Annotated in this window: 16 protein-coding genes and 5 tRNA genes; all 21 read left to right on the forward strand. The window is 37.6% G+C overall.

The window, feature by feature from the left end:
- The first annotated feature begins 357 nt into the window (after window positions 1-357).
- Window positions 358-430: transfer RNA gene (locus H9L23_RS03760), tRNA-Thr, on the forward strand.
- Window positions 431-469: 39 nt separating this feature from the next.
- Window positions 470-552: transfer RNA gene (locus tag H9L23_RS03765), tRNA-Tyr, on the forward strand.
- 81 nt (window positions 553-633) lie between these two features.
- Window positions 634-709, forward strand: a tRNA-Gly gene (locus tag H9L23_RS03770).
- A gap of 79 nt (window positions 710-788) precedes the next feature.
- A tRNA-Thr gene (locus H9L23_RS03775) sits at window positions 789-860 on the forward strand.
- A 125-nt stretch (window positions 861-985) separates the two neighbouring features.
- A complete protein-coding gene (gene tuf, locus H9L23_RS03780) occupies window positions 986-2,173 on the forward strand; it encodes an elongation factor Tu (protein WP_187593732.1) in 1,188 nt (395 codons plus the stop codon).
- A gap of 55 nt (window positions 2,174-2,228) precedes the next feature.
- Window positions 2,229-2,299, forward strand: a tRNA-Trp gene (locus H9L23_RS03785).
- Between the two features lie 108 nt (window positions 2,300-2,407).
- Window positions 2,408-2,605, forward strand: a complete 198-nt coding sequence (secE, locus tag H9L23_RS03790) for a preprotein translocase subunit SecE (RefSeq protein ID WP_025143264.1) — start codon at window positions 2,408-2,410, stop codon at window positions 2,603-2,605.
- 9 nt (window positions 2,606-2,614) lie between these two features.
- The gene (gene nusG, locus H9L23_RS03795; RefSeq protein WP_025143263.1) at window positions 2,615-3,154 is read left to right on the forward strand and encodes a transcription termination/antitermination protein NusG; all 540 of its coding nucleotides are present in this window, start codon (window positions 2,615-2,617) and stop codon (window positions 3,152-3,154) included.
- A gap of 175 nt (window positions 3,155-3,329) precedes the next feature.
- On the forward strand, window positions 3,330-4,280 hold the full coding sequence (locus H9L23_RS03800; RefSeq protein ID WP_187593733.1) for a hypothetical protein: 951 nt from the start codon (window positions 3,330-3,332) through the stop codon (window positions 4,278-4,280).
- A 290-nt stretch (window positions 4,281-4,570) separates the two neighbouring features.
- Window positions 4,571-5,014: a 50S ribosomal protein L11 gene (gene rplK / locus H9L23_RS03805; protein WP_010601094.1), complete on the forward strand. Its 444-nt coding sequence runs from the start codon at window positions 4,571-4,573 to the stop codon at window positions 5,012-5,014.
- A 20-nt stretch (window positions 5,015-5,034) separates the two neighbouring features.
- Window positions 5,035-5,733 carry a 50S ribosomal protein L1 gene (gene rplA, locus H9L23_RS03810; protein ID WP_187593734.1) on the forward strand — a complete coding sequence of 233 codons (699 nt, stop codon included), beginning with the start codon at window positions 5,035-5,037 and terminating at the stop codon, window positions 5,731-5,733.
- A gap of 2 nt (window positions 5,734-5,735) precedes the next feature.
- Entirely contained in the window at window positions 5,736-6,257 is a 522-nt protein-coding gene (rplJ, locus tag H9L23_RS03815; protein ID WP_108200815.1) for a 50S ribosomal protein L10, read from the forward strand.
- Between the two features lie 64 nt (window positions 6,258-6,321).
- Entirely contained in the window at window positions 6,322-6,699 is a 378-nt protein-coding gene (rplL, locus tag H9L23_RS03820) for a 50S ribosomal protein L7/L12 (protein ID WP_029279312.1), read from the forward strand.
- Between the two features lie 157 nt (window positions 6,700-6,856).
- Complete coding sequence (gene rpoB / locus H9L23_RS03825; RefSeq protein WP_187593735.1) at window positions 6,857-10,660, forward strand: DNA-directed RNA polymerase subunit beta; 3,804 nt, start codon at window positions 6,857-6,859, stop codon at window positions 10,658-10,660.
- Between the two features lie 91 nt (window positions 10,661-10,751).
- Entirely contained in the window at window positions 10,752-15,038 is a 4,287-nt protein-coding gene (gene rpoC / locus H9L23_RS03830; RefSeq protein ID WP_187593736.1) for a DNA-directed RNA polymerase subunit beta', read from the forward strand.
- 89 nt (window positions 15,039-15,127) lie between these two features.
- Window positions 15,128-15,394 (forward strand): hypothetical protein, encoded by a 267-nt coding sequence (locus H9L23_RS03835; RefSeq protein ID WP_029279309.1) that lies wholly within the window; start codon window positions 15,128-15,130, stop codon window positions 15,392-15,394.
- A 158-nt stretch (window positions 15,395-15,552) separates the two neighbouring features.
- Entirely contained in the window at window positions 15,553-17,286 is a 1,734-nt protein-coding gene (locus H9L23_RS03840) for a DUF4091 domain-containing protein (RefSeq protein WP_187593737.1), read from the forward strand.
- Window positions 17,287-17,289: 3 nt separating this feature from the next.
- Window positions 17,290-18,414: an SGNH/GDSL hydrolase family protein gene (locus H9L23_RS03845; RefSeq protein WP_187593738.1), complete on the forward strand. Its 1,125-nt coding sequence runs from the start codon at window positions 17,290-17,292 to the stop codon at window positions 18,412-18,414.
- Window positions 18,415-18,512: 98 nt separating this feature from the next.
- On the forward strand, window positions 18,513-20,741 hold the full coding sequence (locus tag H9L23_RS03850; RefSeq protein WP_187593739.1) for an alpha-L-fucosidase: 2,229 nt from the start codon (window positions 18,513-18,515) through the stop codon (window positions 20,739-20,741).
- 91 nt (window positions 20,742-20,832) lie between these two features.
- Complete coding sequence (locus tag H9L23_RS03855) at window positions 20,833-21,144, forward strand: DUF3467 domain-containing protein (protein ID WP_025143251.1); 312 nt, start codon at window positions 20,833-20,835, stop codon at window positions 21,142-21,144.
- Window positions 21,145-21,221: 77 nt separating this feature from the next.
- Complete coding sequence (locus H9L23_RS03860; RefSeq protein WP_187593740.1) at window positions 21,222-22,445, forward strand: OmpP1/FadL family transporter; 1,224 nt, start codon at window positions 21,222-21,224, stop codon at window positions 22,443-22,445.
- The last annotated feature ends 6 nt before the right edge of the window (window positions 22,446-22,451 follow it).

The raw sequence follows: 22,451 nt of genomic DNA on the forward strand, positions 1-22,451 counted from the left end.
ATTTTAATTTTTCTTAAAATTAATTCAGGTGTTATTTTCGATCGCTTCTTGTTATTGGTAATCCTGATGCTGTTTTTAAAGGTAATTGAGATAAAAAAATGAAAAAAAATATTCGATTTTAAGAGATTGATTATTAAGCTCCTTCATAGGTATAATGGCAGCTAATTAAAATAACTTCACTATTTTTTTTCAAATTTATTTTGAAGTGAAATATAAGTGTGTATATTTGCATTCCCTTTCGGAAACGGTGTTAAGCCAAGAATAAAAGGGTTGTTCTTTAAAAAGATAAAAGTTTTAAAAAAACACGTTAATAGTATGAAAAATGAAGATTTTTCGTATCATTGCACAAAATTTAAAGCCTCCTTAGCTCAGCTGGTAGAGCAACTGACTTGTAATCAGTAGGTCATTGGTTCGATTCCGATAGGAGGCTCTTTTTATTTTAAAGTGTTAGCATTTTGAAGTAAAAAATGGGGAGATTCCAGAGCGGCCAAATGGGACAGACTGTAACTCTGTTATCGCAAGATTTCGAAGGTTCGAATCCTTCTCTCCCCACACTTTAAATGAACGACCAAATGTTTTAATGATAGAATAAATCTCTCATTCTTTCATTTAATCAATCACTAGTTTTTAAAAGCGGAAGTAGCTCAGTTGGTAGAGCGATAGCCTTCCAAGCTATAGGTCGCGAGTTCGAACCTCGTCTTCCGCTCCAATAAAATTAGAAAAGTGGGCAGTTATTGGTTGCGGTTTTAATTTAGTTAAAACAAAAGGCTGGAACTGGAAACTAAAAAGCCGACTTAGCTCAGCGGTAGAGCACTTCCTTGGTAAGGAAGAGGTCATGGGTTCAATTCCCATAGTTGGCTCAGGATAATAAAGCTTTGTTAAATCTGTTTAATATGCAGGGTAGACAAGGTTTTTTGTGTTGCATTGCATCAAAACAATAAATAAAATTAATAAAAAGTTAACCTACTAATTAGTTATAAATAAAATGGCAAAAGAAAAATTTGACCGTAGTAAACCGCACTTAAACATCGGTACAATCGGTCACGTCGATCACGGTAAAACAACTTTAACAGCAGCTATTACAAAAGTTTTAGCTGATGCAGGTTTATCTGAGGCACGTTCATTCGATTCAATTGACTCAGCTCCTGAGGAAAAAGAAAGAGGTATTACTATTAATACTGCGCACGTTGAGTATTCAACTGCAAACCGTCACTACGCACACGTAGATTGTCCAGGTCACGCGGATTATGTTAAAAACATGGTTACAGGTGCGGCTCAAATGGATGGTGCTATTATCGTTGTTGCTGCTACTGATGGTCCAATGCCACAAACTCGTGAGCACATCTTATTGGCTCGTCAGGTTGGTGTACCTTCATTGGTTGTATTCATGAACAAAGTGGATATGGTTGATGATCCTGAATTATTAGAATTAGTAGAAATGGAAGTTCGTGAATTATTATCGTTCTACGATTTCCCTGGTGATGATATTCCTGTTATTCAAGGTTCTGCTTTAGGTGGTTTGAACGGAGATGCTAAATGGGTAGCAAAAATTATGGAATTAATGGATGCTGTTGATAGCTACATTCCAATTCCTCCACGTTTAACTGAACTTCCATTCTTAATGCCTGTTGAAGATGTATTCTCGATCACTGGTCGTGGTACTGTAGCAACTGGTCGTATTGAGCGTGGTGTAATCAACTCTGGAGATCCGGTTGAAATCTTAGGTATGGGTGCTGAGAACTTAAAATCTACAGTAACTGGTGTTGAGATGTTCCGTAAGATCTTAGATTATGGTGAAGCTGGTGATAACGTAGGTTTATTGTTACGTGGTATTGAGAAAACTGATATCCGTCGTGGTATGGTAATCTGTAAACCAGGTTCAGTAACTCCTCACACTGATTTCAAAGCTGAGATCTATGTATTATCAAAAGCAGAAGGTGGTCGTCACACTCCATTCTTCAACAAATATCGTCCTCAGTTCTATTTCCGTACTACAGACGTAACTGGTGAAATCTCACTAGCTGAAGGTACTGAAATGGTAATGCCAGGTGATAACGTTACAATCACAGTTAAATTAATTAACGCGATTGCAATGGAAAAAGGTCTACGTTTCGCTATCCGTGAGGGTGGTAGAACAGTAGGTGCTGGTCAGGTAACTGAAATCTTAGCTTAATTTAAGCTATAACAATATAAAAAGAGCTGGTTTAGGCTAGCTCTTTTTTATACACACGGGAATAGTTCAACGGTAGAATAGAGGTCTCCAAAACCTTTGATCAGGGTTCGAATCCTTGTTCCCGTGCTTAACATAATGATTGAGTATCAGAATGAGTGAATGATTGAATTTGAAGCCTAGCTTTCAGATAATATCATTCACTCATTTACTCATTCACTCTTTCAATAATTTGATATGGCTAAAGTAGTTGAGTTTATAAAAGAATCGTACGATGAAATGACCAATAAGGTTACCTGGCCTACTTGGGGCGAACTTCAAAGTTCTGCAATTCTTGTTTTAGTAGCTTCCCTGATTATTGCATTGGTAATTTTTGCAATGGATAAAGGATCTACATTTGTATTGGATACTTTTTATAAATCACTTTCTAATTAATTTTTTCTAATGAGCGATCTAAAGTGGTACGTTGTAAGAGCTGTTAGCGGTAAAGAGAAGAAGGTAAAGCAGTACATTGATGCTGAGATCAGCCGTTTAGGTTTCTCTCATTTGGTTCCGCAGGTGTTAATCCCTATGGAAAAATACTACCAAATGAAAGATGGTAAAAAAATTGCCAAAGAACGTAACTTTTATCCTGGTTATGTTTTAATCGAAGCTACATTAGATGGAGAGTTAGAGCACATTATTAAAGGCATTAACAGTGTTATCGGTTTCTTAGGCGATAAAGCTGGTAACCCGATCCCGATGCGCCAGGCAGAAGTTAACCGCATTTTAGGTGTGGTTGATGAAATGAGCGAACAGGGTGAAACCATGAATGTTCCTTATTATGTTGGCGAAGGCATTAAAGTAATGGACGGACCTTTCAACGGTTTCTCAGGTATTATCGAAGAGGTAAACGAAGAGAAGAAAAAACTGAAAGTAATGGTTAAAATCTTCGGACGTAAAACCCCGCTTGAACTTAACTACATGCAGGTAGAAAAAGAGTAATAAATTCTTAAAATATTTAGAAAGCCCCGAAGTTATTCGGGGCTTTTTTTGTGCCAATTTTTTAGGTATACTTTGTAATTAAATTTATTTGTATATTGTTTTAAGAAATTTGTTTAACACAGATTCCCAAAAAATCATCCCCAGTTTTATTGTAACCATTTAAATAAAATAAAGGATGAATATCAACCAAGTAAGAAAATTACAGCTTTTCTGTTTTTTAAATCTAATGTTTATTAATGCATTTGCCCAAAGCGAATATCATGATAAAAATAAGTTTGTAATACTGAATTTGGATTATGCTAAAAGTAATGTGGTAGGCTATACTTTTTTTAAAACAAGTGACCATAAGGGGAAAATAGCTTATATACTAAATATTAGATATAAAACTGACAACATCAGAAGAGAATATAAAGGAGAAAATGCGGATTTTATATTTACATTTTATGTTTTCCCAGGCAAGGATAAACTTGCCTTTTTCAAGGTGAAAGATACTAATACTATAGTTAATTATAAATTAAAAGATATAAGTGAGTTAGAAAAGTACCTTTTAGATGATAAGGATAATAGGTATTACGAATTTGAACCTGTGGTCAAAATTAACAACATGTATTTACAGTTTGCCCATAACGAAGTATTTGGACAGGCCTTTAGTTTGCTTGCTGAGCATAAATATTTCCCTCAATATAACCGGTTCTCCAATAAATTTCAGTTAAATCTTTTTGATAAGCCTTATACTAAAAAATTTATGGATTCTATCAGGAAGGAAACCATAACCGATACCACAACACTAATTCCATTTGATTTATTTTTGGATTATGACAAGTGGTATATCAATAAGATTGATAAACAAAAAGACATTATTAACTATTGGACAAATTTAACGCCAAGAGAGCCAAATGCTTATTTTTTTGGACGAATCACCACAAAAATAACGTACAAAATCAATACGGGAATTACCGATTTTACAATTTATCCTTCAACATACGATTTACCAAATGACTATTTTAATCAAGATGGAGATTCGGTGCGATTTAATTTTCAGCAAGCTGTAGATTTGAAGAAATATATATTGACCACGCCACTTGTAAAACAACCTAAAAAAGTGATTAAACCACCAATGTTATAAAATAACATGAACATCTTATTTGCTGCTATTTCTAATCTTTATAAGATATAAACAATAACCCAAGCCTGCTATCCGTTAAATATCAATAAGTTCTTAACTTATCTTTCAATATGGATTATCGTTCAACAAGATCTCAAAAATTAATAATTAATTTTTGTCGATACTATTGTTTTACTGTAAGTTAATCCATATCTTTGCAGTCCTTTAAGCTTTATAGGAGCCCTAAGGAATTTAAATGTTACATGCTTCCAATATTTAACATTGAGTTTTAAATAAACAAAAAACACAAAATGGCAAAAGAAGTCAGTGCAATGATCAAATTACAGATCAAAGGCGGAGCGGCAAATCCATCGCCACCAGTAGGACCTGCATTAGGTGCTAAAGGGGTGAACATTATGGAGTTTTGCAAACAGTACAACGCTCGTACCCAAGATAAAGCAGGTAAAGTATTGCCAGTTGTAATTACTGTTTATGCTGATAAGTCATTCGATTTCATCATCAAAACCCCTCCGGTAGCTATCCAGTTAAAAGATGCTACTAAATTACAGAGTGGTTCTGCTGAGCCTAACCGTAAAAAAGTTGGATCGGTGACCTGGGACCAGATTAAAGTTATTGCTGAAGATAAAATGCCTGATTTAAATGCATTTACGATCGAATCTGCAATGAGTATGGTTGCTGGTACAGCACGCAGTATGGGAATCACCGTTTCTGGTGACGCACCCTGGAACAATTAATTAAAAAACAGTTTACAACAGTGGCGAAATTAACTAAAAATCAAAAAAAGGCACATGCTAAGATAGAAGCTGGTAAAGCTTATACTTTACAGGCTGCTGCTGCTTTGGTAAAAGAAATCACTACCACTAAATTCGATGCATCAGTTGATATTGATGTATCTTTAGGTGTTGATCCGCGTAAAGCGAATCAAATGGTACGTGGTATTGCTACTTTACCACACGGAACAGGTAAAACTGTACGTGTTTTAGCTTTGGTAACTCCTGATAAGGAAGAAGAAGCAAGAGCAGCTGGCGCAGACTTCGTAGGTTTAGACGAGTATGTAGCTAAAATTGAAGGTGGTTGGACCGATGTAGACATTATTATCACTACACCAGCTTGTATGGCTAAGGTAGGTAAATTGGGCCGTGTTTTAGGTCCAAGGAACTTAATGCCTAACCCAAAATCTGGTACAGTAACCAACGAAGTTGGTAAAGCTGTAACAGAGGTTAAAGCAGGTAAGATTGATTTTAAAGTAGACAAAACGGGTATCATACACGCCTCGATAGGAAAAGTATCATTCCCAGCAGATAAAATTTATGAGAATGCACTTGAAATCATTCAGGTAATTTCTAAATTAAAGCCATCTGCTGCTAAAGGAACTTATTTTAAAAGCATTCACGTGTCTTCTACAATGAGTCCTGGAATTGCAATTGAAACAAAATCAGTAGCGGGGATTTAATCATGAACAGAGAAGAAAAAAACGAAGTAGTTTTAGAACTACAAGGACAAATGCAAGAGTATGGCAATTTTTACATTGCTGATACCTCTAGCCTTTCTGTTGAGCAGATTAATAACATCCGTCGCAAATGTTTTGAAGGTGATATCATCATGAAAGTTGCTAAAAACTCTTTAATCCGCAAAGCGATTGAAGGTTTAGATGGCGATGCTTCTGAGATATACGAAGCCCTTAAAGGTTCATCATCATTATTATTCTCAAAAACAGCAAACGCTCCGGCTAAGTTGATTAAAGCTTTGAGAAGAACATCTGATAAACCATTGCTTAAAGCAGCATTTATAGATTCATCAGTATACGTTGGCGATGACCAATTGAATAACTTAGTAAGCTTGAAATCAAGAGAAGAGCTTATCGGAGATATCGTTGGATTATTACAATCACCAGCTAAGAATGTTATATCTGCGCTTAAATCAAGCGGAGGCAAAATTGCAGGAATTGTTAAAACTCTACAAGAGAGAGAAGGTTAACGAACACCTTAAGTTCGCAATAAAACAAAATTATTTTTACGTAAATTTTTAAAATCTTAATAAAATGGCAGATTTAAAATCGTTTGCTGAGCAATTAGTAAACTTAACCGTTAAAGAAGTTAACGAATTAGCTCAAATCTTAAAAGACGAGTATGGTATCGAGCCTGCAGCTGCTGCTGTAGTTGCTGGTCCTGCTGCTGGTGGTGATGCACCTGCTGCTGCTGCAGAAAAAACATCATTTGATGTAATCTTGAAAGAAGCTGGTGGCGCTAAATTAGCAGTTGTGAAACTTGTTAAAGACTTAACTGGCCTTGGTTTGAAAGAAGCAAAAGACTTAGTTGACGGAGCACCAAAAGAATTAAAAGCTGGTGTTACTAAAGACGAAGCAGAAGCTCTTAAAAAACAATTAGAAGAAGCTGGAGCAGTAGTTGAGATTAAGTAATCACTTAACTTAGCTAAGCTAAAAATGTATTAGACACCGACTGAAAATGTCGGTGTCTTTACCTGTTTATAAACATCTCATTTTGTTTGGTTAATGAGCATGCTTGGAAACGAAACCAAACAAATAGTTTATTCTTAAACTAAAATCTTTTAGTCCATTGGCAAAGACAGTCGAACAAAGAGTAAATTTTGCAACTAGTAAGCACATTATAGACTATCCGGATTTTCTGGATGTGCAATTGCAATCATTCAGAGAATTTTTCCAGATAGATACCACATCAGACGATCGCTCAAGCGAGGGTTTGTTTAAAGTGTTTGCTGAAAACTTTCCAATAACAGATTCAAGAAATATCTTCGTATTAGAGTTTCTTGATTATTTTGTTGATCCGCCACGTTATGATATACACGAGTGTATTGAGCGTGGATTAACCTACAATGTTCCATTAAAAGCAAAGCTTAAGCTTTCTTGTAATGATGTAGAACATGAAGATTTTGAAACCATTATCCAGGATGTGTACTTAGGTACTATCCCGTATATGACACCAAAAGGTACATTTGTTATCAACGGAGCAGAACGTGTTATCGTTTCGCAATTACACCGTTCTCCAGGAGTGTTCTTCGGCCAAAGCCGTCACACTAACGGAACCAAATTGTATTCAGCACGTGTTATTCCTTTCAAAGGTTCATGGATCGAGTTTGCTACAGACGTTAATAACGTGATGTATGCTTATATCGATCGTAAGAAAAAATTCCCGGTTACCACTTTATTACGTGCTATCGGTTACGATTCTGATAAAGATATCTTGGAACTTTTTGATCTTGCTGATGAAGTAAAAGTTAGCAAATCAGGTTTAAAGAAATACATCGGTCGTAAACTGGCTGCAAGGGTATTGAAAAAATGGGTTGAAGATTTTGTTGATGAAGATACTGGTGAGGTAGTTTCAATCGACCGTAATGAAGTGATTCTTGAAAGAGAAACCGTTTTAGAAGACGAACACATTGATATGGTTATCGAAGCTGGCGTAAAAAGCATCATCTTATCAAAAGAAGATGGCGCAAGTCAGGCTGATTATACCATTATATATAATACATTACAGAAAGATACATCAAACTCTGAAAAAGAGGCTGTTGAAAACATCTACCGTGCTTTGCGTAATGCAGAACCACCTGATGAGGAAACTGCACGTGGTATCATTGACCGTTTGTTCTTCTCGGATAAACGTTACGATTTAGGTGATGTTGGTCGTTACCGCATCAACCGTAAATTGAAAATGAATACCCCTGATGAGGTTAAAGTATTAACAAAAGCAGATATTATTGCGATTGTGAAATACCTGATCAAATTGATCAACTCAAAAGAAGAAGTAGATGATATCGATCACTTGTCTAACCGTCGTGTACGTACGGTAGGTGAGCAATTGTATGCTCAGTTCGGTGTAGGTTTAGCCCGTATGGCCAGAACTATCCGTGAGCGTATGAACATTCGCGATAACGAGGTGTTTACACCAACTGATTTGATCAACGCCCGTACGTTGTCTTCTGTTATCAACTCGTTCTTTGGTACCAACCAGTTATCTCAGTTCATGGATCAAACGAATCCATTGGCAGAGATTACTCACAAACGCCGTTTATCGGCTTTAGGTCCAGGTGGTTTATCACGTGAGCGTGCCGGTTTCGAGGTACGTGACGTTCACTATACCCACTATGGTCGTTTATGTACTATTGAAACTCCTGAGGGACCGAATATTGGTTTGATTTCATCACTTTGTGTGCATGCAAAAATCAACAATTTAGGTTTCATTGAAACACCATACAAACGTGTTGAAGAAGGTAAAGTAGTTGTAGATTCAGACGTTATTTATTTATCTGCTGAGGATGAAGATGGTAAAACCATCGCTCAGGCCAATGCAGAGTATGACGATAAAGGTAACTTTACTACACCACGCGTTAAAGCACGTTATGAAGGTGACTTCCCGATTATTGAGCCTGAGAAATTAGACTTAATGGACGTTGCGCCTAACCAGATTACTTCAATTGCTGCTTCGTTGATTCCGTTCTTAGAACATGATGATGCGAACAGGGCTTTGATGGGATCAAACATGCAACGTCAGGCCGTGCCTTTATTACGTCCTGAAGCACCAATTGTTGGTACAGGTTTGGAAGGTCGCGTTGCACGTGACTCAAGAACTTTGATCAATGCAGAAGGTGATGGTATTGTAGAATATGTAGATGCGAACGAAATCACTATTAAATACGAACGTAACGAAGATGATCGTTTAGTTTCATTTGAAGGTGACAGCAAAACTTATCGTTTAATTAAGTTCAAAAAAACCAACCAGAATACTTGTATCAACTTAAAGCCAATTGTAAGAAAAGGTCAGAAAGTTACTAAAGGACAAGTTCTTTGCGAAGGTTATGCAACTCAAAACGGTGAATTGGCATTAGGTAGAAACCTGAAAGTGGCTTTCATGCCTTGGCAAGGTTTCAACTTTGAGGATGCGATTGTAATCAACGAGCGTATTGTTCGTGATGACGTTTTCACTTCATTGCATATTGAAGAGTTTGAATTAGAAGTACGTGATACTAAACGTGGAGAAGAGGAATTAACACCAGATATCCCTAACGTTTCTGAAGAGGCTACTAAAGACCTTGATGAAAATGGTATTATCCGTATTGGTGCTGATGTAAAAGAAGGTGATATTTTAATTGGTAAGATCACTCCGAAAGGAGAATCTGATCCTTCACCGGAAGAGAAATTACTACGTGCAATTTTTGGTGATAAAGCAGGTGATGTTAAAGATGCGTCTTTAAAAACTCCTCCTTCAATCCAGGGTGTGGTAATCGATACTAAATTATTCAGCCGTGCTAAGAAAACTACAAAAGCTGAAGAAAAATCGGCAATTGAGAAATTAGACAAAGGATATAACAATATCACTGAGAAATTAAAAGCAGAATTAGTAGACAAATTATTCACTATCGTAAACGGAAAAACATCTCAGGGTGTATTTAACATTTACAAAGAATTATTGGTTGCTAAGGGCGCTAAATTTACGCAGAAAATTTTAGCAGAACTTGATTATAACCACATCAGCCCTAACAAATGGACTACTGATGATGATAAAAACGAGTTGATTAAAATGTTGCTTCACAACTACGGTATCCGTGTTAACGAAGAACTTGGTGCTTACAAACGTGATAAATTCGCGATTAGTGTAGGTGATGAGCTTCCATCGGGAATTGTACAGATGGCAAAAGTTTATGTTGCTAAAAAACGTAAATTAAAAGTAGGTGATAAAATGGCGGGTCGCCACGGTAACAAAGGTATTGTTGCACGTATTGTACGTGATGAAGATATGCCTTTCTTAGCTGATGGTAGCCCGGTTGATATCGTGTTGAACCCACTGGGTGTACCTTCACGTATGAACCTTGGCCAGATCTACGAAACCATTTTAGCTTGGGCAGGCCAGGAGTTGGGTGTTAAATTTGCAACCCCGATTTTTGATGGTGCTACTCATGATGAAGTGGAAGAATGGATTGCTAAAGCCGGTGTTCCTGCTTCAGGAAAAACCTACTTATACAATGGTTTAACAGGTGAGCGTTTCGATCAGACTACAACAGTAGGTATTATTTACATGCTGAAACTAGGTCACATGGTTGATGATAAGATGCACGCCCGTTCAATCGGACCATACTCATTAATTACACAACAGCCATTGGGTGGTAAAGCCCAGTTCGGTGGTCAGCGTTTTGGTGAGATGGAGGTTTGGGCATTAGAGGCATTCGGTGCAGCTAATATCCTTCAGGAGATCTTAACCGTTAAATCGGATGATGTGATCGGAAGGGCCAAAACTTACGAAGCCATTGTTAAAGGTGAAAACCTACCAACTCCAGGTGTGCCAGAATCGTTTAACGTATTGGTACATGAGTTACGCGGTTTAGGTTTAGATATTACGTTAGACTAATTGAATGAAAGAATGAGTGAATGAGTGAATGATGGGTAACTTTCATTCAATCATTCAATCACTCAATCCTTCGATCATTAAAGAAAGAGATATGTCTTACAAAAAGGATAATAAATTAAAAAGCAATTTCACATCCATCACGATCAGCTTATCGTCTCCGGAAATTATTTTGGAACGCTCAAGCGGTGAGGTGTTGAAACCAGAAACCATTAACTACCGTACTTACAAACCTGAGCGTGATGGTTTGTTCTGTGAGCGTATTTTTGGTCCGGTAAAAGATTACGAATGTCATTGCGGTAAATACAAACGTATCCGTTATAAAGGTATTGTTTGCGACCGTTGTGGTGTTGAAGTAACGGAGAAAAAAGTACGTCGTGAGCGTATGGGACACATTGCTTTAGTGGTTCCTGTTGCACACATCTGGTATTTCCGCTCTTTACCAAACAAAATCGGTTATTTATTAGGTTTACCTACTAAAAAACTTGATTTAATTATCTATTATGAGCGTTACGTAGTTATTCAGTCAGGTTTAATGGCTGAAGAAGGTATCAACTATATGGACTTCTTAACAGAGGAAGAATATTTAGATATCTTAGATAAATTACCTAAAGAAAATCAATATTTAGACGATAAAGATCCTAATAAATTCATCGCCAAAATGGGTGCTGAAGCATTAGAAGATTTATTAAAACGTATTGACTTAGATACTTTATCTTACGATCTACGTCACCAGGCTGCTAACGAAACTTCTCAACAACGTAAAAATGAGGCTTTAAAACGTCTTCAGGTTGTTGAAGCTTTCCGTGGTGCCAATACACGTATCGAGAATCGCCCTGAGTGGATGATTGTTAAAATCGTTCCGGTTATTCCACCAGAATTACGTCCGTTGGTTCCATTAGAAGGTGGCCGTTTCGCTACTTCCGATTTAAATGATTTATACCGTCGTGTAATTATCCGTAACAACCGTTTAAAACGTTTGATCGAGATTAAAGCACCAGAGGTAATTTTACGTAACGAGAAACGTATGTTGCAGGAAGCTGTAGATTCGTTATTTGATAACTCACGTAAAGTTAACGCGGTAAAAACTGAAGGTAACCGTGCTTTGAAATCACTTTCAGATATCCTGAAAGGTAAACAAGGTCGTTTCCGTCAGAACTTATTGGGTAAACGTGTGGATTATTCAGCTCGTTCGGTAATTGTTGTAGGGCCAAGCCTTAAATTACACGAGTGCGGTATTCCTAAAGATATGGCTGCTGAGCTTTACAAACCATTTATCATTCGTAAAATGATTGAGCGTGGTGTAGTAAAAACAGTTAAATCTGCTAAGAAAATTGTTGATAGAAAAGATCCGTTAGTTTGGGATATCTTAGAAAATGTACTAAAAGGTCACCCGGTATTATTAAACCGTGCACCTACACTACACAGGCTAGGTATTCAGGCTTTCCAGCCGAAATTAATTGAAGGAAAAGCAATCCAGTTACACCCATTAGTTTGTACCGCATTCAACGCCGATTTTGATGGTGACCAGATGGCTGTCCACTTACCACTAGGTAACGCAGCAATTTTGGAAGCCCAGGTATTAATGTTGGCTGCACACAACATCTTAAACCCTGCAAACGGTACGCCAATTACAGTACCATCTCAGGATATGGTTTTGGGTCTTTATTACATTACTAAAGGCCGTAGAACTGATGAAACAAGGGTTGTAAAAGGACAAGATTCAAATTTCTATTCTCCGGAAGAAGTAATCATTGCTTATAACGAGAAAGAATTAGATCTTCATGCTTTTATCAAAGTAAGGGTAAATGTTAAGCAAAATGACGGTTCTATCGTTAATAAATTAACTGAAACTACTGTTGGTAGGGTATTGTTTAACCAAATGGTTCCTGAAGAAGTTGGTTACATCAACGAGTTATTAACTAAAAAATCGTTAAGAGATATTATCGGTGAGGTAGTTAAAATGACTGGTATGGCACGTTCTTCTCAATTCTTGGATGATATCAAAGAATTAGGTTTCCGTATGGCATTTCAGGGAGGTTTATCGTTCAACTTACAAGACGTTAACATTCCGGTTGAGAAACATACTTTATTAGAGCAGGCTGCTAACGAAGTTGAAGAGGTAAGAAACAACTATAACATGGGTTTCATTACCAACAACGAGCGTTACAACCAAATCATCGATATCTGGACACGTATCAATAACAGGTTAACTACATTCGTAATGAACCAGTTATCAAGCGATAACCAAGGTTTTAACTCGGTGTATATGATGCTTGATTCTGGAGCACGTGGATCCAAAGAGCAGATTCGTCAGCTTTGCGGTATGCGTGGTTTGATGGCAAAACCTCAAAAATCCGGTTCAGGTGGTGATATCATTGAAAACCCGATCTTATCAAACTTTAAAGAAGGTTTATCGGTATTAGAGTACTTTATCTCTACTCACGGTGCGCGTAAAGGTTTGGCAGATACGGCGTTAAAAACAGCTGATGCGGGTTACTTAACCCGTCGTTTACATGATGTTGCACAAGATATGATTGTTAACTCTGTTGATTGTGGTACTTTAAGAGGTATGTACACAACTGCGTTAAAAGATCAGGAAGATATTGTTGAGCCATTATACGACAGGATTTTAGGCCGTACTTCATTACATGATGTTTACAATCCTTTGGATAACACATTATTAGTAAGTGCTGGTGAAGATATTAACGAAGAAGTTGCTAAACTGATCGAAGAGTCTCCGTTAGAAGGTATCGAAATTCGTTCGGTATTAACTTGCGAGAACAAACGTGGTGTTTGTGCACTATGTTACGGTCGTAACTTAGCATCTGGTAAACGCGTTCAAAGAGGTGAGGCAGTTGGTGTAATTGCAGCACAATCAATCGGTGAGCCGGGTACACAGTTAACACTTCGTACTTTCCACGTGGGTGGTACTGCATCAAACATTGCTGCAGAATCAAACATTGTAGCTAAGTTTGACGGTGTAATCGAATTCGAAAATATTCGTACTGTTGATACACAAACAGAAGAAGGAACAGTTCAGGTAGTATTAGGTCGTTCAGGTGAGTTCAAAATTGTTGAACCAGGAACCGGACGTATCATTGTAACCAACAACATTCCTTACGGTGCATTCTTATTCGTAAAAGAAGGCGATAAACTTTCAAAAGGTGATAAAATCTGTTCATGGGATCCGTACAACGCGGTTATTCTATCAGAATTTGCCGGTAAAGCACAATTTGATGCCATTATTGAAGGTGTTACCTTCCGTGAAGAATCAGATGAGCAAACTGGTCACCGTGAAAAAGTAATTATCGATACACGCGATAAAACGAAAAACCCTTCAGTTCAGATTGTTGATAAGAAAGGTGAATTCATCAAAGGTTATAACATTCCGGTAGGAGCCCACGTTTCAGTTGATGAAGGTGAAACTATCCAAACTGGACAGATTATCGCTAAGATTCCTCGTGCAACTGGTAAAACCAGGGATATTACGGGTGGTTTACCTCGTGTAACGGAATTATTTGAAGCACGTAATCCATCTAACCCAGCGGTAGTAACTGAGATTGATGGTGTGGTAACTTTAGGTGGCGTTAAACGTGGTAACCGTGAGATCACAATCGAATCAAAAGATGGTGAAGTTAAAAAATACCTTGTTCCATTGTCTAAACATATCCTTGTACAGGATAATGACTTTGTGAAGGCGGGTATGCCTTTATCAGATGGTTCAATTTCTCCTGCTGATATCTTATCAATTAAAGGCCCTGCAGCTGTTCAGGAATACTTAGTAAATGGTATTCAAGAAGTTTACCGTTTACAAGGTGTAAAAATTAACGATAAGCACTTCGAGGTAATTGTTCACCAGATGATGCAGAAAGTTCACATTGAAGATCCGGGTGATACTATTTTCTTAGAAAACAATGCTGTTGACCGTTGGGATTTTGCCGATGAGAACGATGCAATGTACGACAAGAAAGTTGTTGAAGATGCAGGTGATTCTACAGAAATCAAACCAGGTCAGATTGTTTCGTTACGTAAATTAAGAGACGAAAATTCTCAGTTAAAACGTAAAGATTTAAAACAGATCACGGTTAGAGATGCAAGACCAGCAACTGCAAGTTCTATCTTACAAGGTATTACACGTGCATCATTAGGTACTAAATCGTTCATTTCTGCGGCTTCGTTCCAGGAAACTACGAAAGTATTAAATGAGGCAGCAATTGCAGGTAAACGCGATAATATGTTAGGCTTGAAAGAAAACGTGATCGTAGGTCACTTAATCCCTTCAGGTACTGGTGTACGTGGTTACGAAAGAATCATCGTTGGTTCTCAGGAAGAATACGATAAATTATTGGCTTCGAAACAAGAAGAAGTTGAAGCTTAGATTTTAATCTAATAGTAATTTTAATCCCGATGTGAAACATCGGGATTTTTTTTGCCTTAAATTTTGTATTTTTATGTAAATTTATATTCATGAGTGTTACAGAAATTCAACTTTTCCAAATTCTAAAGGCTAAACTCGGAGAGCAAGAGGCTGAGCAGTTAGTTTCTTTTGTTAAAGAAGAAGTAAGAACTGAATTAGATAACAAAAAGGAAATCTTAGCAACAAAGGAGGATATAGCTAATACAAAAGAAGCATTAGCTAATACTAAAGCTGATATTATAAAATGGATGTTTATTTTTTGGATCGGCCAAATTGCAGTTACTGTTGGCATTATTTTAATGTTCATAAAAAAATAAGGGACTAATGGTAATTTAGTTTGCCTAATTATTTATCTGCTCAGATTAGCAATCCTTATTTTTATCTATCCATATCGTTACAATCCGTCAAACGTTTGCGTAAGCGCAGCTTTTCAATTGCTTAATCTTATTCTGATCGGTTTCATTAACTTAGGTTTATGAAGTTTTTATCAGTGATATTAATGATGGGCTTAGGTTTAACAAGTGCAGCCCAGGATGTAAGTTTGGCTCTTCAAAAACCAAAACGACCAAGCAGCGAAACCCTAAACAAACAATGGGAAAACACCACTAAAGGGTTAAATGTTAGCTTCACCAGCAGTAATGTAAGGTTTGCGAAAGAAGTACCTCCAGAAGTTTCAGTTCAAAATACATGGAATGCCTCGGCCTGGAAAGGCGAAAAAATACACACCCAGTTGTTACTATGGGCAAACAATAATGTTGCAAACTTAAGTATACAATTGTCTGATCTCAAAGATCAAAAAGGCAACGACATTAAAAAAGAAAATATTACCGTAGGCATAATCAAATATGTCATTACAGATGAGTTTAAAGATGGCTGTGGCTACCGCAAAGCTTCAGATTTTGATTCATCTTATGTGGCCGACCTCATTGATACCAAAACAAATAACATTGCCGTTAATGCAAGGAGTACCCAGCCGGTTTGGTTGAGTATAAAAATTCCTACGGCTACGAAAGCAGGGGTTTATTCAGGAACGGTCAAAATTAAAGCTGAAAAGGAATATGATCTGCCGATTAAGATTCAGGTGCTCGATAAAACTTTGCCTGCACCGGCACAATGGAAATACGACTTAGATTTATGGCAACATCCGGCGGCTATCGCCCATACGCATCAGGTAAAGTTGTGGAGCGATGAACATTTTGCCTTAATGAAGCCTTATTACGAGATGTTGGCCAATGCCGGACAGAAAACCATTACTGCGAGTATTGTAAATGAACCCTGGGGGCATCAAACTTATGATGATTACCCAAGTTTAATTAAATGGACGAAGAAAAAGGATGGTACCTGGACTTATGATTATAGCCTGTTTGATAAATATATTGCCTTTGTATTGACCACCGGCATCAATCAGCGAATCAATTGTTATAGCATGGTACCCTGGAAAATTGCTTTCAGTTATTGGGATGAGGCTGCACAAAAAGAGGCAGTTTTTACCGAAGCTATCGGAACACCTGCCTATGATGCCTTTTGGAAAATAATGCTTACCGATTTTACGAAACATTTAAAATCAAAAAACTGGTTCCAGAAGACCTATATTGCTATGGACGAACGTCCGATGAAAGCCATGCAAGCCGTAATCAAGCTATTAAAAAGTGTCGATAAAGATTGGAAATTAGCCCTGGCAGGAGAATATCACCAGGAAATTGAGCAAGATATCGATAATTATTGCATCGCATCCAAATGGGAATTTCCGGCTGATGTACTAAAAAAACGTAATGCAGAAGGTAAAACCAGTACCTGGTACACCTGTTGCACCGAACCCTATCCAAATGCTTTCAGTTTTTCTTCTCCGGCAGAACAGGTATGGATGGGCTGGTACACCGCCAATAAAAATATGGATGGTTATTTACGCTGGGCCTATAACAGCTGGACAAAAAATCCATTAACCGATACCCGTTTTACTGCCTGGCCCGCTGGCGATACTTATATGGTTTATCCGGGTCCGTTAACATCTGTGAGGTTTGAGAAAATGATCGAAGGCGCGCAGGATTTCGAGAAAATTAATCAGTTAAAGTTGCTTTATAGCAAAAATAAAAATTCAGCAGCACTTGCCGAGTTAAATGAAGCACTCGAAAATTTTAATATTAAATCCTTATCCACTGTTACTGCTGATGAAATGTTACAACGTGTTAAACCGCTATTAAATAAATAAGAGATGAGGTTAAATGTTATTTTGCCCGGATTATTTATTGCTTTGCTATACTGTAAAGCCAGCTATGCGCAAGGTGATGTGAAATGGTTTAACCCACAAGCTGGTGTTAATGCTTCATTAAAAGGTAAGGCCTGGCAAAATACCGACAGCGCAAATTACTATAACCGTTTACCCTCAGCCGCAGAGCAGTTGGTACGGAAAGAAGTTTGGGATTTGGCTAAACATACAGCAGGCGAATACCTTGACTTTAAAACCACGGCACAGAAAATTGTGGTAAAATATCAGCTCAAAGGAGGCAAAAGTTTAGATAACATGCCAACCCTGGGGGTAAGCGGCCTAGATTTATATGCACAGGATATGCAGAATAACTGGCATTGGGTAAAAGCCGCATACAGCTTTAGAGATACGGTTACTTATAGCTATGCAAATTTTGATGCGGCAGTAAAAATCAAGAAATTCCGCTTGTATCTGCCGCTTTACAACATGCCAAAATGGTTAAAAATAGGAGTGGGTGTAAATGATGAATTTAAGGTAGAAGAAGCCAATGAAAAAAAACCTTTAGTATTTTACGGGACCTCTATTATGCAGGGAGCCAGTGCAAGCAGGCCAGGAATGGCCTGGCTCAATATTTTGGGCAGGAAATTAAACCTACCAGTGGTAAATTTAGGCTTTTCAGGTAATGGCCGCTTAGAAAGCCCATTGATTGATTTAATGAATCAAACCGATGCCAGGCTTTTTGTACTCGATTGCCAGCCTAATCTACACGACCAAAAAGTTTATACTGCTTCAGAAATTGAAAAACGCATCACCAGCGCTGTACAAAGTTTAAAAACAAAGCATCCAAATACGCCTATTTTGCTGGTTGAGCATAGCTCTGGTTTACCACAGGTTAATTTAGATAGCGAATTAACAGGAAGATACATCTGGACCTCCGGGATTTTAAATAATACCTATCAAAAATTGCAGCAATCAGGAATTAAAGAGCTCTATATCCTAACAGCAAAAGAAATCGGCTTTAACGATAATAGTACGATTGATGGTACTCATCCGAACGATTTTGGTATGATGCAATATGCAGATGCTTATGAAAAAGTGATCCGAAAAATTTTATTGCTTAAAAATAAGTGATCTTAAAAGCGATTTTTGATAATTTACCTTAATAAACAGCCAAAATACTTTATGGTTCAGCTGTAATCAAGCCGTAATTTTAGGTACAAAACAACTTAATGAGAAAATTAATTTTTACATCGGTTTTAATGGTGTCATTTATTGCCACAGCAGTAGCGCAAAGTAACTTAAAATTGCAGAATACCATTGCGGTTACGCCTGGCGATAGTAAAGCCACCATCATTGCCAAAGCAAGCCATGTAGTACCCACTTCCAATCAGTTAAGTGCATTAAAAAATGAATTTATTGCATTTATACATATTGGACCAAATACCTTTACAAGGATGGAGTGGGGTAATGGAAAAGAAGACCCAAAGATTTTTGATTTAAAAGAACTGCATACCGATCAATGGTGCCAGAGCATGAAATCGGCAGGAATGAAAATGGTAATCATTACCGTAAAACACCACGATGGTTTTGTACTGTGGCAAAGCAGGTATACCAAACATGGCATCATGTCTTCAAACTTTGAAAATGGTAAAGGCGATATCCTTAAAAATCTATCCGCATCTTGTAAAAAGTTTGGACTAAAACTAGGTATTTATTTATCTCCGGCAGATTTATATCAAATGGAAAACCCTGCAGGCTTGTATGGCAATCTGAGTAAAACAACCACCAGGACCATTCCACGCGAAGTAACTGGACGCCCTTTTGCTAATCAAACTAAATTTAAGTTCGAAGTTGACGATTATAACGAATATTTTCTGAACCAGTTATTTGAACTTTTAACTGAATACGGTCCCGTTGATGAAGTATGGTTTGATGGTGCACATCCTAAAACCAAAGGTGGTCAGAAATACAATTATCAGGCCTGGAAAAAACTCATTCATACCCTGGCACCAAAAGCCGTAATTTTTGGTAAAGAAGATATCCGTTGGTGTGGAAACGAAGCGGGTGGTACACGCGATACTGAATGGAACGTGCTGCCTTTTAGCGAAAATCCTGATACAGCAGCACATTTCCCCGATCTGACGGCAAAAGATTTAGGCAGTGATGATCAACTTTACAAGGCCAAATACTTACATTATCAACAGGCAGAAACCAATACATCAATAAGAGAGGGCTGGTTTTACCGTGACGATGAAAAACAGAAAGTACGCAGTGCTGATGATGTTTTTGATATTTTTGAACGCTCGGTAGGGGGGAACTCTACATTTTTACTCAATATCCCGCCAAACCGTAACGGAAAATTTTCTGATGAAGATGTAAGTGTACTCACTGAAGTGGGTAAGCGGATCAGCGAAACTTATAGTAAAAATTTATTTGCTGATGCAAATGGACCAAAAGCAATATTAGATCAGAATATCAGCACCTTTCAATTGTTGAATAATAAACAAAAAAGCATAGAAATAAGTATTACTAAGCCCATCACCATAAACAGGATTGTTTTGCAGGAAGCAATTGCCGATTATAGTGAAAGGGTAGAGCAACATCAGGTTGAAGCATGGATTGATAACAAATGGCAAAAAATTGCTGAAGCAACAAATATTGGCTATAAACGCATTTTACGTTTCCCTGAGGTAACCACCTCAAAGCTTCGTTTAACGGTTTTATCCTCGAGGGCTAATCCAGCCATTGCTACTATATCGGCACATTACTATCGCACCCGTCCACCGCAATTGCAGTTTGCAAGGGACATAAAAGGTTTAACCACCATTTCGCCAAAAACACATGAATTTGGTTGGAAACCGCATGGTGAAAATGCTACGGCCAACCTTAATAAAGGAATTGAAATTTATTATACCACCGATGGAAGTACGCCCAATGCTTCAGCAAAGAAATACAGCGCACCGGTACAGATTACCAAAGGGGAAATAAAAGCAATTGCCATCACCAATAAAGAAAAAGGACCAGTAGCCAGCGAAATGTTTGGTATCGTAAAAACGGGTTGGAAATCATTTAATAATGATAGCGAAAAATCAAATCATAATGCTGCCATGGCTATTGATGCAAAAAAAGAAACTTATTGGTTATCAAATGATGATGGCCAACTTCAACTGGCAGTTGATATGGGCAATATCCATAATTTAACAGGCTTTATTTATACACCACCTGCCGATTTTGCCGGAGGAATGTTAGAAAAGGGAGTATTACAAACCAGTAATGACGGTAAAAACTGGAAAGATGTTGAAACTTTTGGATTTGGTAACCTGATTAATGACCCCACTCCAAGAACCTATTATTTTAAGAGTGTAATTTCAACAAGGTACGTACAGTTAAAGGCAACGACTATTGCAGGAAATAAAAAGACCCTGGCAATTGCTGAACTTGATTTTTTGGAGAAGTAAAGAAACGGTTTGCAGCTCGGGTTTATTTATTTAGCACTTTATATTTTTAATTCCGCCATTAAGCAGCGGAATTTTTTATTTTTGAACTATTATGGAAGAACAACAAAACGAAAATCAGCTAAACATAGAGTTATCAGAAGAAATTGCAGAAGGAATTTTTTCTAACCTGGCCATTATTACCCACTCTAATACCGAATTTGTATTGGATTTTATTCGTGTAATGCCCGGAATACCGAAAGCAAAAGTAAAATCAAGAATTATTTTAACACCTGAACATGCAAAACGCTTATTGTCAGCGTTAGAAGACAATATTCAGAAGTTCGAGGCGGTAAACGGCCGGATTAAAGCACAGGAAGAACCACCTTTTCCGATGGGTTTCGGTGGGCCAACTGCTCAAGCCTAAAACGCATAAAATTCTTACAAACAAATATTTGCTTACTATGTTAGCATAGTATATATTTGTGATATAACCATTTATAAATGAAAAAAATTTTATTGAGCGTATTACTTTCTGCCCCACTTTGGGTTTTGGGGCAGGGTTTCCAGGTTAATTTACAAGGTCAGAAACAAATTGGTATGGCAGGTGCAGGTTCTGCATTGGCTTTAGATGAGGCTTCTGTATTTTACAATCCCGGTGCAGTAACTTTCTTAGAGAAAAACTCAGTTTCCGCAGGTGTAAACCCATTATTATTTAAATCAGCTTTTAAACAAAGCGGTTCGAATGTTACAGAAGATGTAAAAAACAAAATTGCTCCGCCTTTCGAGTTTTATGCCGTTTGGGGACCAAAATCAAATAAGTGGAAGCTAGGCTTAGGGGTTTATACACCCTTTGGCGGTTTGGTAGATTGGGGTGATAACTGGTCGGGTAAATATGCGCTAACCTCATTAAATTTGAAAGCCATTTATTTTCAGCCAACTTTAAGTATTAAAATTACTGACCGCATTGGTATTGGAGCAGGTTTTGTTTACAACCATGGCGATGTAAACCTTCAAAGGGCACTTCCGGTAAACTATCCTGACGGACGTTCTGGTCATGTTACCTTAGATGGTACTGGAACAGGTTACGGATGGAATGCAGGTTTATACATTAAAACATTAAGTAATATATCTTTTGCCATCGTACATAAATCTAAAGTAATCACCAAGTTAGATGGTGGTACAGCAGAATTTGATGTTCCAAATTCGTTGAGGACCTCTTTTCCGGCAGGTAATACCTTTAATGCTGAACTGCCTTTACCAGCAACAACCAGTTTAGGTGTGGGTATCCCGCTGTCGAAAAGTACCGTTTTAGCATTTGATGCAAGTTGGGTGCAGTGGCATATTTACAAAGAACTGGCTTTTGATTATGCAACAAATACTTCAGCCTTGGCTGATACAAAATCGGCGCGTAACTATCATGATGGTTCATCATTTAAATTGGGTATTAACCACCAGGCTTCAGAAAAACTGGCATTAAGAGCCGGTGTTGGTTATGCTTTTTCTCCGGTTCAGGATGGTTACGTAACACCTGAAGCACCAGATGCTGATCGTTATATCTTAAGTGCAGGTTTAGGTTATACACCAACCCGTCATTTCGAGGTGAATGCATCTTTTTTCTTTGAAGATGTAAAATCACGTAAACAGAAAAACATCGAAACGGGCTTAGATGGTACTTTTAAAACTTTGGTTTATGCACCAGGTCTTTCATTAACTTATAAATGGTAGGAGAAA

This window comes from Pedobacter roseus, from assembly GCF_014395225.1.
Taxonomy (GTDB): Bacteria; Bacteroidota; Bacteroidia; order Sphingobacteriales; family Sphingobacteriaceae; genus Pedobacter; species Pedobacter roseus.